The following is a 13,755-nucleotide window of genomic DNA, read 5'->3' on the forward strand; positions in this document are numbered from 1 at the left end:
CCAGGGACTTCGTCAAATTTCACACGAATCCACTCCTTTCCTGCATAAAACACGTAAACCACGACATTATCCTATATATTAAATTTCAAACAATTAAGCATAAACTTTCATATTATGGAATATAATTATCATATTTTAATAATATGTTATGATTTTCCAGAAAAATTGTCAAGCCTTGGACATGCGCGGGAGGTTTTTATCGTGACATTATCGAAAACAAATGAACTTAACCGATCCATCAAGAAATCCCTTGCGGTTTTGACCTGCTTTAATGAAGACAATATGGAACTCAGACTGTCGGAGATCGCGAGCAAGCTGGATATGCCGTTGCCGACAGCTTCTCGTATCATCAACGCGCTTCTGGAAGAAGGTTTTATAGAAAGGGAAGAGAAAAAGAAAATCTACCGTCTGGGAGTGAAGTGTTACTATTTGGGTGCTATCGCCCAAAAAGCGGGTTTGCTGCGCAATATAGCCTACGAGCAAATGGCCGCCCTGAGGAATCAGTTCAATGAAACAGTGAATCTGTACGTCAGAGACGGTAAATACCGAGTGGTATATGATCAGATGGAATGTAGCCATTCTCTCAGGCGTTCTGTACGTATCGGAGAAAAATTTCCATTGTACGTGGGAGCTTCGGGACGATGTCTTATGGCCTACATGCTTCAAAGCGAAGTCAGGGAAATACTCAAGGACGCTGTCAAAATTACGGAGCATACAATTGTGGATATTGAGCCCGTAAACGCCAGATTAGAAGAAATTCGCCGAAACGGGTACGACATTAGCGTTTCAGAACGAGAAGAAGGCATTCTTTGCGTGGCCTCTACGATTTTGGAAGCGTGGAAAAAAGCGGCAGGCGTTATCGCCCTGACGGGGCCGTCCTTTCGATTTACCGATGATGTTTTGAGCGTAGCGATACCTGCAGTCAAAAATGCTGCTGCTGCTGTTTCGGCGCGGCTAAACGAATAAAAGGGAGTACGTTAAAATATCGGACAGTAAGTTAAGGAAGCCAGGCGACCTGCAACTGTGTTGACAATCAGACGGAAGTTTGACGAGGACTTCAGGAAGAATGCGGTGAAACTGAGCCACGCGAACCCGAAGATAGTGAAAGAAGTGGCTTCAGAGCTGAGGATTAACGAGACGATGCTTTACAAGTGGCGCAGGCTGTACATACCGACACGCCATCTGGCTAAGAGCCCCTTATAGGAGCAGAGCAAACCGCCGGCTAAGCCGGCGGTCCTGATTTTATCTGAAGTGTTTCGTTTTTAGGTTTTTGAGAGATCGCCTAAAAAACGGCCTGGGGATCCCAGGTTTCAAGATAGATCACTTTGCCTCCCGTGGCCTTCAGGATGGCGGCGGGCTTGTTCAGGGGATTGTGGGTCGCCTTGTCCACCGTCCAGTTGAAATGGGTCACCGGATAATCCACTGTATTCTCAAGGGCGTCGCGAACGGCGGGGCCTTCCGCCTTGCCGGCCACCTCGACGGCGTGAAGGATCATCTGCAAAATATCGTAGCCAAAGGTCATGTTCAGAACTTCCGTGGGCTTTTTACCGTACTCCTTTTCGAATTTCGCGATCAGTCCCGCCAGTTTGGGATCTTCGTCGCTGGTGGGATACACCCAGAACGTCCCCTCCATCGCCTCTCCCGCGATCTCGAAGATATTGGGGCTGTAGCCGTCCCCGCCCATGAAGAAGGGTTTCCATCCCAGTTCCGCCGCCTGTTTGATCACCAGTCCCATTTCCTTGTAAAGCATCGTCAGAGCCACGGCGTCCGCTCCCCAGGCCTTCGCCTCGGTGAGCTGGGCCCGAAAATCCACGTCGCCGCCGCGAAAGGCCCAAAACTTATTTTCCACCTTCAGCTCCTCCGCTCTGGCTTTCACGAACTCCGTCAGCCCCTCGGAGTAAGCGTCCCCAATGTCCCCAATGATGGCCAGTTTCTTCGCGCCGCATTTTTTGATCAGGTAGTCGGCGATGATCATTCCCTGATAGGGGTCGGTGTAGGTGATGCGGAACATGTAGGGACGAACCTTTCCCGTGTCGGGGTCCACGGTGACCGCCGGATTTGTGGCGGAGCTGGAGACCACGGGAATCTTTTCCTTATCGGCGATGGGAGCCACGGCAAGCTGAATGCCGCTGTAGTTGCTTCCTCCGATGGCCACGACTTTGTCCTCAAAAACCAGTCTGCGCACGGCGTTCACCGCGTCTTCGGGCTTTCCTTTGATGTCGTAGCAGATCAGCTCTACCGGACGTCCCAAAAGACCGCCCTTTGCGTTGACCTCTTTTATCGCCAGTGCCGCCGCGTCGCGCTCATGCTGGCCCCAGGTGGCGCCCTCTCCCGTCAGCGTCGCCAGATACCCGATTTTGATGGGGTCGGCAGCCCAGGCGGTCCCTCCGGATACAAGAAGAAGCATGAACATCAGGAAAAATTTTTGTGCTAAACTTTTTTTTAATAAATTTTGGCATTTCTTTTGCATATAAGATCTCTCCTTTTTATGACTGTCTTTCTTCGATCAAACAAGATTTCATTCGTCGAAGTGAAGCAATTATAGGATAACCATTTTCCGGGCGCAATACCTGAAACTTTTAATTTTGTTCTATAATAAAAACAGACAGCAGATCTGAAAGGAAGTGCGAGAGTATGAAACTGGCGGATCGTTACAGTAACCTGAAGCCGAGCGGCATGGTCAAAATTTTTCAGGCCATCGAAAAAATGGAGGGCGTTCTGAACCTCAGCATCGGCGAACCGGATTTCGACACGGAACACGACATCATCGACGCGGCGGCCGACGCGGCGAAGAAGGGTTTCACTCATTACCCTCCCCTGCAGGGTTTTCCCGACGTCCGTCAGGCGGTTTGCGATTACTGGAAGCGCCATCACGGCCTCACGTCGACCATCGATGAGGTGCTTATGGGCGTGGGAGGCATCCAGGTTCCTCATTTGGCCATACAGGCTCTGCTCAATCCCGGAGACGAAATTATCGTGGTGGAACCCTGTTTCCCTCCCTATTTTTCGCAGGTGACGGAGTGCGGAGGCGTCCCTGTCTCCGTGAAGACCCGGGAGGAAAACGGCTTCGCCCCCACTGTGCCCGATCTTGAAAAGGTGATCACTCCACGAACAAAAGGCCTTCTGCTGAACTCCCCCTGCAATCCCACAGGCCGGGTCATCCCCCGGAAACAGATGGAGGAAATCGCAGGGGTCGTCGCGAAACACGATCTTTTTGTCCTGAGCGATGAAATTTATGAAGCTCTGATCTACAGGGGCGAACATGTCCCCTTTGCCATTCTGCCCGGAATGAGGGAACACACCCTGACCATGGGAGGGATGTCGAAAAGCCACTGCATGACCGGGTGGCGCGTGGGCTACGCCATTGGACCGGTGGAGCTGATCCGCGTCATGACGCTGCTGGCCAGCAATCAGACCTACGGGCTCAACACGCTGGCCCAAAAGGGAACGTCCTACGCTCTGAATAAACACGACGCGAGGCTGATCGAGCGAAAGAAAATCTTTGCGGAACGGATGGATTACGTCACCGAACGGCTCAACAAAATGAAGGGCGTCACCTGCAACCCGGCGGAAGGCGCTTTTTATCTGTTCCCCAACATCAAAGGCACAGGGCTCTCCAGCGAGGACTTCGTCTGGAAGCTCCTCGAAAAAGCCCAGGTGGCCACCATTCCCGGCTCTGCCTTCGGCAGCAGCGGCGAGGGCTACATCCGTATCGCCTGCACCCAGTCCATGAGCACGCTGGTCAAGGCCATGGATAAAATGGAGGCTTTACTGAAGGACCTTTGATGCCCGACGTGACGGCCGATTGCAGTTAAAAAATGGGGAACTCCAACGGTTCCCCATTTTGACGCGCTCTGGCGCTACCACCGCAGCACGGTGCCTCCCCAGGAAAGCCCCACGCCGAACCCCATGATCAAAACACGATCCCCTTTTTTCAGGCGTCCCAGCTGTTCCATCTCCCACAGAGCGATGGGGATGGTGCTGCTGACCGTATTGCCGTAGTTTTCGATGTTGATGACAAATTTTTCCTCCGGGATGTCCAGGGCCTCCCTGAGTTTTTTGAGCAGCATATAACTGGCCTGATGAAAGATCACCAGATCGATGTCCTTCAGGGTGACGCCATTGCGCTCCAGAATGTCGTTCAGACAGGAGGGCACGACTTCGAGAGAGAAGTTCAGAATCTCCGGACCGTTCATATAGAGACTTTCAGGAGTGCGCACGTTCCCCCAGCGATTGACGGTTTCCGAACGGGTGTCCGGCGACGAAGGGCAGGCCCAGGCCCCGGCGGGAATGATCAGCTTCGACATGCCGCTGCCGTCGGTGCCGAGAGAGAATTCTCCGATTCCCGGATCGCCTCCGTCAAGGGTTTCCTTTTCCACGAGGGCGGCGGCCGCGCCATCTCCGAAAAGCGTGCGCGTGCTCTTGTCCAGAGGGTGAATGGTGCGCGTGATGGTTTCCGATGTAATCAGAAGAATTTTACGGGCAATCCCTCCCAGCACCAGCCCTTTTGCCAGAGCGAGACCATAAATGAACCCCGAGCAGCCCAGGTTGTAATCGAGAGCGCCGACGTCCTTCCGGAGTTTCAGACGATTCTGAACGATGCAGGACGTGGCCGGCAAAAAGTAGTCGGGGCACTCCGTGCAAAGCAGAAGAAAATCGATCTCGTCGGGAATGATCGAATGCTCCTCAAAAAGCCGTTTCGCCGCCGCTTCGGCAAGGTCGGAAACCAGCTCTCCTTCCACGACGTGACGTCTGAGGATTCCGGTTTTGTTGAAAATCTTATGTTCCGTCCATGTTCCAAACTGCCGGACCAGTTCAGCATTGTCCAAAATTTTTTCCGGCAGATACGCTGATACGGCGCGAATTGTCGCTCCACTCTCCATATTTTTCTTCCTTTCAGCCTGTTCTTCTATATTCCATGAGGTTTTTCCGCTTTAAGGGCAGAAAAATCTCATGTACAGAGTCTATTATGCAGAATAAACCCTGTAAAACAACGCATGTTTCCGTATTTTTGCAGAATTTATGTTTTTAATTTCGATAAAAATAATGATCGCAGACTTCAATTTTGGGAGAGGTCATTGGCGCTCATCGCTTTTTACCTGTTTTTGCAAGGCGGGCTTTGGCCGTGGCGACCTCGGGGAAGGGCTTCGATCCCGCTTCTTTTATAACGCGGGCATACCATTCCCGGGCTTTTTCCGGTCGTTTGGCCTTCTCCCAGGCCTGGGCGCAGCGAAGCGCCAGGGGCAGACGCAGGGAAAGGGGCATGTCCCGCTGCAGAATTTTTTCGTAGAGCTGCAGGAGACGCTCCGTATTGTCCGTCCCCTCGTAAAGCCAAATCAGTCGATTTTCGACCTGAGGAACCCAGTCGGACTCCGGATATTTGTTCAGAAAATACTCCAGCACCTCCTGAGCCTTTTTCTCCTGAGGATCGTCGAAGCCGTCGAGGTAAAGAGCGGCCAGATTCCACAGGGCCTCCTGAGCGGCCTCCGTGTCCGGACATTCTTCGATCATGCCAAGGTATAAAGCCTCCCGTCCCTCCGCATCCTCCGCGGAAGTCCGGGCAAGACGCAGGCGGTACTCCAGAGCCAGAATTTCCTGCTGAGACGATGCTTCGGCGGATGGCCCCTCCCCCGCTGCCGCCCGTGGAGTCGGGCCCGCGAGAAACGCGAGAAAAAAGACCGCTGCAAGAAATACAATCTCCCAAAGAACGCTTCTGCTTTTGTACATTTCCCCACCTCATCAGGGATATAACCGGATAAACATAACCGGATAAAAAAGGAGAACCCCTGTGCGAGGCTCTCATTTTTTCGTTTCAGGTTCGATCAAACAAATTCAAAAAAATCCAATGACATTCGAGAACGGCGGAGTTCCTCTCCTCGGTAACGCAATCAGAACGTGGGAACTTTCAGACCTTTCTCGGCGTAATACTTCGCCGCTCCCGGATGCACAGTAATGGCCGCCCCTTCCAGCGCGCTTTCGAGAGAGATCAGCTTTGCCTTGTCATGAACGGGCTTCAATTCGTCGAGATTCTCGAAAATGGCCTTCGTAATGTTGTAAATGAGCTCATCGGGGAGCTGCGCGTCGCAAACGAGCACGGCGATAACCGCCGGAGTGGGGGTGTCATGGTTCACTCCCCGGTAGGTCCCTGCCGGAATGACGTCCTTCGTGAAATAAGGATATTTCTTCGTCAGTTCGTCCATGAGACTGTCGCTGAAGGACACGAGATCGATCTCCTTCTGGGCGGCCAGAGCCATAACCGCCGCGGTGGGATATCCCGCCAGAACAAATCCCACGTCGAGCTGGTCGTCCTGAATACGACCCGCCGTGTTGGCAAAATCGAGAAAATCCGTGTTCATGTCTGAATATTTGAGACCGGCGATGGGCAGAATGACGCCGATGCTGTTCGCCACGCCCGACCCCGGCGCCCCCACGGAAACCCGTTTCCCCTTCAGGTCGTCCATTGTTTTGACGCCGCTGGATTTCGTGGTTATGCACTGCAGATGCTCAGGATAAAGAGAAGCAATCATTCGAAGATTCGTCACGGGGTTTCTGAAAGGCTTCTCCCCCCTGACAGCTCCGTAGGCCACGTCGTTCTGCACCAGAGCCAGCGTCACCTCGTGCCCCGCGATCAGGTTGATGTTTGCCGTCGAGGCATTGCTGGACTCGGCCGTCACTTCCACGTCCGGAACGTGGTCGTTCAGAACCTGGGCCAGTCCCCCGCCCAGAGGATAATAGACGCCTGCGACGCCGCCGGTGGCTATGGACAGAAACGTCTTTGCTTCAGCCGCTGAGACGCAACTCGCCACGAAAAAGAAAATCCCCGACAGCAACAGTATTTTCTTCAGGCTCCTCACAAAAACTCCTCCTTTTGATCAATATCCTCGTTAATGTCCTCCATAACCCGCGTTTATAATACTATAAAAAACCTTTTTCATGTAATTTATAAGGAACAAGCGCGTTATTTTTGAAAAATTACCATCCATGTCCTTATTCCTGATATTCATAAGTCAAAATTTCCGCGTCGCTCCACAGTTTTTCCAGTTTATAAAAATCCCGTCCCTTTCTGCTGAACACGTGGACGGCAAGATCCCCGGCGTCGAGCAGACGCCAGTTCGAGCTGTTCTCTCCCTCCACGCGAACTGTGTGTCCCTGCCGCTCCAAAACCTCCTGAGCCGTTTCCAGAAGGGTCTTCATGTGGACTTCGGAGTTTCCGGTCACCAAAATGAAAACATCCGTCAGGCTCTCCAGCTCTCCGAGGTCGAGACCCACGATGTCCAATCCCTTTTTGTCGGCCAGAGCCTCACAAACGTAACCATATTCCGCAAGCGTTGCCATGCGCTGCCAACCTCCCTTCCTGATTTTAAAATTTTTTTGAACTTTGACCTTAAAAAAATACGCTGTCCGGTTTCTGCGGTTATTGCGGTTAAAAAGAAATATCCTGCAGCCGGCGAAATATGGACTCCTTGTCATGACCCAGAATGACGCTGACCATTGTGACCGTGCGATCACTCTGGATCAGCGCCCTGTTGGTGATCCCGCAGAGCTGCGCCAGAGCTTCGGCCGCGTTTTTGTCGTTCTCCGTGGCGTTTTCCGGATAGACCACGTTGGACGTATGATAGTCGAAATGACGGGCGTTGCCTGTAAATCCCACATCCACCCCCAGCTTTTGAAAGGCCTGAGAAGCCTGTTTGCCGAGACCGCTGGCTCCGTCTCCGTTCAAAATGCCGATTTTACCAATCCGCGTCAGAAGAGACTGAATGTCTGACTGGTCCGAAATCAGGGCGATGTCCATGGACAGGCTGTCGTCGGGGAACGGCAGAGGGAGAGCTCCCCCATCCACCCATCTCGCCCATATCAGAGATGCCGCCGGAACGTCCACGATCCAGTAACTGACGGTGTCGATGTAGGAAGCCCGGCCCGGCGTCATAATGAGCTCCACGCGCTCCCGGGGCAGAGAAACGGCAAAATTTGCCAGCCTCAGGGCCTCCAGTGGAGTCAGGTCGGAGTTCAGGGAAGCCACGGCTTCCTCAATGATGCCCGAAATTTTCCAAATAATTGAAGGGCTTTTCATTTTTTCCATGAGAAGCCCCATAACTCTCTGCTGACGCTGCACACGACCGATGTCTCCCAGCGGGTCATGACGAAAACGGGCGTATTCAAGGACGGTCTTGCCCGTCATATGCTGAAACCCCTTTGGAATGTTGATAAACAGCTTGGCGGAATAGTCCGTGTACACCAGTCTTTTCTCCACGTCGATGTCGAGGCCGCCCAGAAGATCCACGATCCGGGCAAAGCCGTCGTAGTTGACGATAACGAAATAATCGATCCCCACGTTCAGAAGGTTCATCACCGTCTTCTTCAGGAGGTCGATGCCGCCGAAAACATAGGCGTGATTGATCTTATCCCAGCCGTGCCCGGGAATTTGCACACGGGAGTCCCGGGGAATGGCCATCATGCCGACAAAACCGCTTTCCTGATTGAACGTGGCCAGGGCAATCGCGTCCGCCCGCTGGGTGTTGTCCACATCGTCGAGTCCCACCAGCAGAACATTCACAGTCCCCTTCAGCGGTTCCACAGCCGTCTCCACGGTCTGCCGCAGGGAGTCTCCGCTGATCTCCTCCCCTGTTTTTTCGCGGTTTTCCGCTCTCGAAATATCGTTTACCTTCTGCGCGGAGAACCAGTTGGGCAAAGAAACAGGCAGAGGCTTACCCTGAAGATGATTGATAAAACTCCAGGCGGCTCCGCCTACCGTTGCAGCGATGATCAAAATTGTGACAGCCAGTATTTTGAGAACCCTCAAAATCTACAGCACCTCCGGTTCTCTGTATAATCCGCGATATTCAATATAGTTTTCCACAAGCCTCGGGACCATAAAACGAATCCCCCGACCTTCTCGAACTCTGGTGCGGATTTCCGTACTGGAGATCGCGAACTGCGGAATCTCAATCAGCCTCAGTCCCCTCCTGATGGGTTCCGGAAGAGCAGCCACGGCTTCGGAAGAATATCCGGGACGCGTCACCGTAACCAATGTACAAAGAGAAGGCAGCTCCATGTAATTCGCCCAGGTTTCGATGCTCAAAATCGAGTCCAGTCCCGTGATGAAGAACAACTCCTCCGGACAGACTCCCTGTCCGATAAACTCCCGCAGGGTGTCCACCGTCCGGGAAGGATACTGACGCTCCACTTCCGTCCGGGAAACAGAAAATTCACGAATTTCCGTTGTGGCCAGCAGCGTCATGGCGTAACGATCCTCGGTCTCAGCGACGTATCGGTCCATTTTATGCGGCGGCGTACCCGTCGGAACAAACACGATCCTGGCGAGTCCGAGCTGTCGACGACTTTCCTCAGCCGCCAGAAGATGACCATAATGGATGGGATCGAAAGTTCCTCCCATGATCCCCATTTTTTCTGCCACGAAATTTCCGTCCCTTCCACAGGGCTGTTTTCTCGTCGTTACTCTCCTATTCTATCAGGTTGGAAATCAAATTCCATCTCTCCGATGCAGACTCTGTCGCCTTCAACAGCTCCCGCCTTCTCCAGAGCCTCTTCTACCTTCAGGCGTTTCAAAATTCTGGAGAATTTCATCAGAGCGTCTTCCTGATCGAAATCGATTCGCCGGACGGTTTTCTCCAGATTGGCGTGTTCCACGCGAAAACCGTTTCCACTCACTCCCGTAAGGCGGACGACAGCCACGGGAGCCGGCGTCGAACCTCGAAGCCGGGGAAGCTCCACCGGCGTTTCCCGCACCAGGGAAACCGTCCCCGCCGGACGGGGATGCCGCCTCACCAGTTCCACAATTTCTTCGATAAGCGCCGGAATGCCATCGCCGTTCAGGGCGCTTACGCAGAGATACTTCTGTCCGATACGTTCCATCGCTTCCCGCAGGAGACGGCCTTTTTCCTCTGTCCCTGGAAGATCCGTCTTGTTGCCCGCCACGATGCAGGGCCGTTGGGTAAGGTCCGCGCCATAGGCCTCGAACTCCCGCAAAATAACGTCCCGATCTTCCAAGACATCGTCAGAAGAAAGATCTATAACATGGATCAGCAGACGCGTGCGTTCGATATGACGCAGAAAATGCAGTCCCAGTCCCTTGTTGTCGTGGGCTCCCTCAATCAGGCCCGGAACGTCGGCAATGACGATCTGTCGGTCGTCCACCGCCAAAACGCCCAAATTGGGAGAAAGCGTCGTGAAGGGGTATCCGGCTATTTTGGGACGGGCTCCGCTGATGGCGGCCAGAATGCTGGATTTTCCCGCATTGGGAAGCCCAACCAGCCCCACATCCGCAATGAGTTTCAGCTCCAGCAGCAGATTTCTTTCCTCGCCGGGGTCGCCCTTCTCGGCGAAGCGGGGCGCGCGTCTCACGGAGTTGGTGAAGTGAGCGTTTCCCCGTCCTCCCCGTCCGCCTTTTGCGGCCACAAATCTCTGACCGGGCTCCACCAGATCCGCCAGAGGTTCTCCCGTGTCCGCGTCTCGCACCAAAGTTCCGCAGGGGACGGAAATCACCACATCCGAACCGTTGCCTCCGGTCTGCATGGAACCCTTTCCATGCCCAGCGTGGCCCGCCTGAAACTTTCTGTTGTACTCAAAGTCAGCGAGAGTCGCGAGACCGTCCGCCGTCTCCAGGATCACGTCGCCGCCCTTCCCTCCGTCCGCCCCGTCAGGACCGCCCTTTGGAAGAAATTTTTCACGGTGAAAACTCAGACAGCCATTGCCTCCCCGTCCCGCTTTAACCGCAATTCTTACAAGATCTACAAATTTCACCGAAAACACCACCACAAACAAAAAGAGAAGGCTCCGACGCAGGGAGCCCTCCCTCTCGCAATCGTTTTCCCGAAAAATATTACTTCACGTCCGCCGAACGACACGTCAACCCTGAACGGCCGCCTCGACGGATACAAACCTGCGGTCTCCCTTTCTCAAATACCGAACCTTCCCCGGAGTCAGCGCGAAAAGCGTAAAATCGCGCCCCAGTCCCACGTTTTTGCCCGGATGGATACGAGTTCCACACTGACGCACCAGGATGCTCCCCGCCGTCACGGTGGCGTCCGCGTACACCTTTATTCCCCTGTACTTGGGATTGCTGTCGCGTCCGTTCGTAGAACTGCCCTGACCCTTTTTATGGGCAAAAAACTGTATATCGAATTTAAAATTCATGATGCTCAAGATAACCACACCTCCGCAATACTCACATATCCGGGATAGCCGGATGCTATTTCCTTAAGAGACAAAGCCACTGTTCGCGTCAATAAATCCAGTTCCTTCACCCGATTTTCAGGCCATTGGATGCGAATAACCGGCACGCTGGCGTCTATTTTGCAATCCGCAAAATCCCCCAGAAGGGCCACATCCCTCAACCCCACAAGCAACGCCTGAACCAGGGCCGAAATCGCCGCGCAGACTACGTCCTCTCCTCTGGAGGCCTGACCGGAGTGTCCCCGGGACTCCAGTCCCACAAGACCCTCCTTACCCTGAAACAGGGTAATCACCGTCATGGACGCAACCTCCGCATTAACCCGGCAGAACCTCCCTGACGCGCAACTCCGTGTAATACTGCCGATGTCCCCTCATACGGCGATAATTTTTCTTGCTTTTGAACTTGAACACCAGAACCTTGTCGGCGCGCTCCTGAGCCACTACTTCCGCCTTCACGCAGGCGCCGCTCACAAGAGGCGAGCCGAACTTCAAAGAATCCTCTCCGCCCACCATGAGCACCCGATCCAGAACAACTTCCTGTCCCACTTCGGCCTCCAGGCGTTCAACACGTACCACATCGCCTGCCTGCAGACGGTACTGTTTACCGCCCGTTTCCACCACTGCGTACACGATTTTGTTTTCCTCCTTCCGCCGGGCAGGGGCTTTCCTGAAAAATATTTTCCGGAAATTTTAATCCAGCCCTTCCCACGCGATTCACGAATAGTAATTGTAAGCCCCGAATCTCTTTCCGTCAATAATTATTTCATTCTCATAATTATTTCATTTTCCTATTTTGTCCACTTCGAATAGACATAAATCAGATGAATGGGGCGTTTGCCGGGAGAGTCGCCGGGAAAGCGATTTGTCTGTTCAGGGTCCAGAGAAAGCGCGATAGTGGTGTATTTGTCGGGGGTCCAGACGCTCCGCAGAGTGAGGCCGCCCTTCACCTGAGCCTTCGTCGTGACTCGTTCCTTCGACTGGCCGAAACGTGTGTTATAAGCCTCCCGCAGGACGTCGTAAAAGGCCCGGTCTTCTTCGGCGCTGCCCGTGCTGCCCAGGAACGCCGCCTTGTAATTCAGCCCTTTTTTGCTGTGAAAGCCAAAGGTAAAAATCGTCGATCGTGACTCGAAGGTCCCCTTCATGTTCAGGCGCTCGTCCTGGAGAGAAGAGGCCGCCACAGCTCCGCTGTTTTCCATGCGTTTTTGCGTGCGAGCCGCGGAAAGCCCAAAGGTCACGGACATGAAGGCCTCCGCGCTGTCTCCCGCCATCGCCGGCAAAGGCGGAGAACACAGACAGGCGGCCAAAACGCACATCCCCAAAAGACGACGCCAAAATCGACAGTTCGGAACGTTCATGAAATCGCCGCCGCCTCACCGGGCTCCATAGTCCCAGATCACCCTCGTCGCCCGCCGGGCCGTCTCTCCCGATCCGCTGACGAAATATCCCGTATAGCGCCGGGTGCTGTTTCGATTAATCTTATGGGGAAGCAGGCTCGCGGAGGCCAAAGTTTTTCCGTAACGGTCAAGAAACGTCATCGTTCCCCCGAACAGTACGTTCCGATCCGTCATATTCACAATGTCCACATCAAGGTTCTTCCATCCCCAGCGCACATTTTCAAATCTCAGCCCCACCTCGCCAATGCGCCCGTCAGGGACAACCGCGGAGGCTCCGCCGCAGGACAGCAGCGCAGCAGTCAGCGCCATCAGCAGCGTCAGGCCACTTTTTTTAAGAGAAATCATCGTTCATCTGCCTCCTCTTCGGCCAGTTCTATGCCTGTCGAAGCAAACAATCGCAGGCTTCCGCGTTTTTACCCTGCCCCGGCAAAATGGAAACCTTCTCGATGCGTATTCTGCCTGATCGATGCAGAAACGTCATCAGCGAAAACAACGTTGTTTCCCCCACGCCTATGGATCGGGCAAGAGCGGAAATGTCGCACGCTTCCTTTTTCCTCATGTTTTCTTCCACTTCGTACAGAACCTGATTGGCGACCAGGTTCAGCCACTGGTCAAACATATCCCGCATCTCCGGCGTCGCAAGCCCCGCCATCTGACTGGTGCGCAGCACGGCATCCACAAGACGCGCCGTCACCAGCCGCTCCGTGTCGAGAACGTCCTTCACCTGACGCGCCACGTCGCCCTCGTACATTGTTTCGTCTGTCTCGTTATCCGCCATGATCACATATCACTCTCTTCGAAACATCGATATACCGACGACAGTATACCCCGACTCCCCGCGCCGTAAAAGCCCGTTTCCGAAAAAGAGGGAAAGTCGTTCTATCTGAACTCCATGTGAAGCGTTTTGCCTACCCCTTCGGCAATTTGCTGTAATGTGGCTATTGTCGGACTGCAATTACCGTAACGTTCGGGCGCGCAATAATTCGCGTCACGTGATATAATTTGTTAAATTCTCAGAATTTATCAGCAACAAAAGGGGGTTATGTTATGCCATTTCTGCTCTTGACATCCAACGGAGAGGCCGGTTACACTACCACACGCCACACGCCACACGCCACACGCCACACGCCACACGCCTGATTTTTGCCTTTTAACCTGTCTGTTTTTA

The 13,755-nt window shown here is 53.6% G+C and carries 17 protein-coding genes; 3 read left to right on the plus strand and 14 right to left on the minus strand.

Annotation, left to right across the window (positions count from 1 at the left end):
- The first annotated feature begins 201 nt into the window (after positions 1 to 201).
- The gene (locus LBR61_00815) at positions 202 to 966 is read left to right on the plus strand and encodes an IclR family transcriptional regulator (GenBank protein MDR1730611.1); all 765 of its coding nucleotides are present in this window, start codon (positions 202 to 204) and stop codon (positions 964 to 966) included.
- Positions 967 to 1,023: 57 nt separating this feature from the next.
- Complete coding sequence (locus LBR61_00820) at positions 1,024 to 1,203, plus strand: transposase (protein MDR1730612.1); 180 nt, start codon at positions 1,024 to 1,026, stop codon at positions 1,201 to 1,203.
- Positions 1,204 to 1,282: 79 nt separating this feature from the next.
- Here the strand turns inward: LBR61_00820 and LBR61_00825 are convergent, their stop codons facing one another.
- Positions 1,283 to 2,470 (minus strand): ABC transporter substrate-binding protein, encoded by a 1,188-nt coding sequence (locus LBR61_00825; GenBank protein MDR1730613.1) that lies wholly within the window; start codon positions 2,468 to 2,470, stop codon positions 1,283 to 1,285.
- A gap of 164 nt (positions 2,471 to 2,634) precedes the next feature.
- Between LBR61_00825 and LBR61_00830 the strand changes: the two genes are divergently transcribed.
- Positions 2,635 to 3,786, plus strand: a complete 1,152-nt coding sequence (locus LBR61_00830) for a pyridoxal phosphate-dependent aminotransferase (GenBank protein MDR1730614.1) — start codon at positions 2,635 to 2,637, stop codon at positions 3,784 to 3,786.
- Positions 3,787 to 3,860: 74 nt separating this feature from the next.
- Here the strand turns inward: LBR61_00830 and LBR61_00835 are convergent, their stop codons facing one another.
- The 13 genes from LBR61_00835 to LBR61_00895 form a co-directional block, all read right to left on the minus strand.
- Positions 3,861 to 4,883 (minus strand): ketoacyl-ACP synthase III, encoded by a 1,023-nt coding sequence (locus LBR61_00835; GenBank protein ID MDR1730615.1) that lies wholly within the window; start codon positions 4,881 to 4,883, stop codon positions 3,861 to 3,863.
- A gap of 202 nt (positions 4,884 to 5,085) precedes the next feature.
- Positions 5,086 to 5,727 (minus strand): hypothetical protein, encoded by a 642-nt coding sequence (locus LBR61_00840; GenBank protein MDR1730616.1) that lies wholly within the window; start codon positions 5,725 to 5,727, stop codon positions 5,086 to 5,088.
- 161 nt (positions 5,728 to 5,888) lie between these two features.
- The gene (locus tag LBR61_00845) at positions 5,889 to 6,845 is read right to left on the minus strand and encodes a TAXI family TRAP transporter solute-binding subunit (GenBank protein ID MDR1730617.1); all 957 of its coding nucleotides are present in this window, start codon (positions 6,843 to 6,845) and stop codon (positions 5,889 to 5,891) included.
- 142 nt (positions 6,846 to 6,987) lie between these two features.
- Positions 6,988 to 7,335 carry a ribosome silencing factor gene (gene rsfS / locus LBR61_00850; protein MDR1730618.1) on the minus strand — a complete coding sequence of 116 codons (348 nt, stop codon included), beginning with the start codon at positions 7,333 to 7,335 and terminating at the stop codon, positions 6,988 to 6,990.
- 88 nt (positions 7,336 to 7,423) lie between these two features.
- Complete coding sequence (locus tag LBR61_00855) at positions 7,424 to 8,800, minus strand: LCP family protein (GenBank protein MDR1730619.1); 1,377 nt, start codon at positions 8,798 to 8,800, stop codon at positions 7,424 to 7,426.
- A gap of 3 nt (positions 8,801 to 8,803) precedes the next feature.
- Positions 8,804 to 9,415 (minus strand): nicotinate-nucleotide adenylyltransferase, encoded by a 612-nt coding sequence (gene nadD / locus LBR61_00860; protein MDR1730620.1) that lies wholly within the window; start codon positions 9,413 to 9,415, stop codon positions 8,804 to 8,806.
- Positions 9,416 to 9,453: 38 nt separating this feature from the next.
- The gene (obgE, locus tag LBR61_00865) at positions 9,454 to 10,761 is read right to left on the minus strand and encodes a GTPase ObgE (GenBank protein ID MDR1730621.1); all 1,308 of its coding nucleotides are present in this window, start codon (positions 10,759 to 10,761) and stop codon (positions 9,454 to 9,456) included.
- A gap of 105 nt (positions 10,762 to 10,866) precedes the next feature.
- Entirely contained in the window at positions 10,867 to 11,154 is a 288-nt protein-coding gene (gene rpmA / locus LBR61_00870; protein MDR1730622.1) for a 50S ribosomal protein L27, read from the minus strand.
- A gap of 5 nt (positions 11,155 to 11,159) precedes the next feature.
- Positions 11,160 to 11,492: a ribosomal-processing cysteine protease Prp gene (locus LBR61_00875; protein MDR1730623.1), complete on the minus strand. Its 333-nt coding sequence runs from the start codon at positions 11,490 to 11,492 to the stop codon at positions 11,160 to 11,162.
- 16 nt (positions 11,493 to 11,508) lie between these two features.
- Complete coding sequence (gene rplU / locus LBR61_00880) at positions 11,509 to 11,823, minus strand: 50S ribosomal protein L21 (GenBank protein MDR1730624.1); 315 nt, start codon at positions 11,821 to 11,823, stop codon at positions 11,509 to 11,511.
- Between the two features lie 158 nt (positions 11,824 to 11,981).
- Positions 11,982 to 12,548, minus strand: coding sequence for a hypothetical protein (locus LBR61_00885; protein ID MDR1730625.1), 567 nt, complete (start codon positions 12,546 to 12,548; stop codon positions 11,982 to 11,984).
- A 15-nt stretch (positions 12,549 to 12,563) separates the two neighbouring features.
- Positions 12,564 to 12,932, minus strand: coding sequence for a hypothetical protein (locus LBR61_00890; GenBank protein MDR1730626.1), 369 nt, complete (start codon positions 12,930 to 12,932; stop codon positions 12,564 to 12,566).
- Positions 12,933 to 12,960: 28 nt separating this feature from the next.
- Complete coding sequence (locus LBR61_00895) at positions 12,961 to 13,365, minus strand: hypothetical protein (GenBank protein MDR1730627.1); 405 nt, start codon at positions 13,363 to 13,365, stop codon at positions 12,961 to 12,963.
- Positions 13,366 to 13,755: the final 390 nt, after the last annotated feature.

Source organism: Synergistaceae bacterium (assembly GCA_031272035.1).
Taxonomy (GTDB): domain Bacteria; phylum Synergistota; class Synergistia; order Synergistales; family Aminobacteriaceae; genus JAISSA01.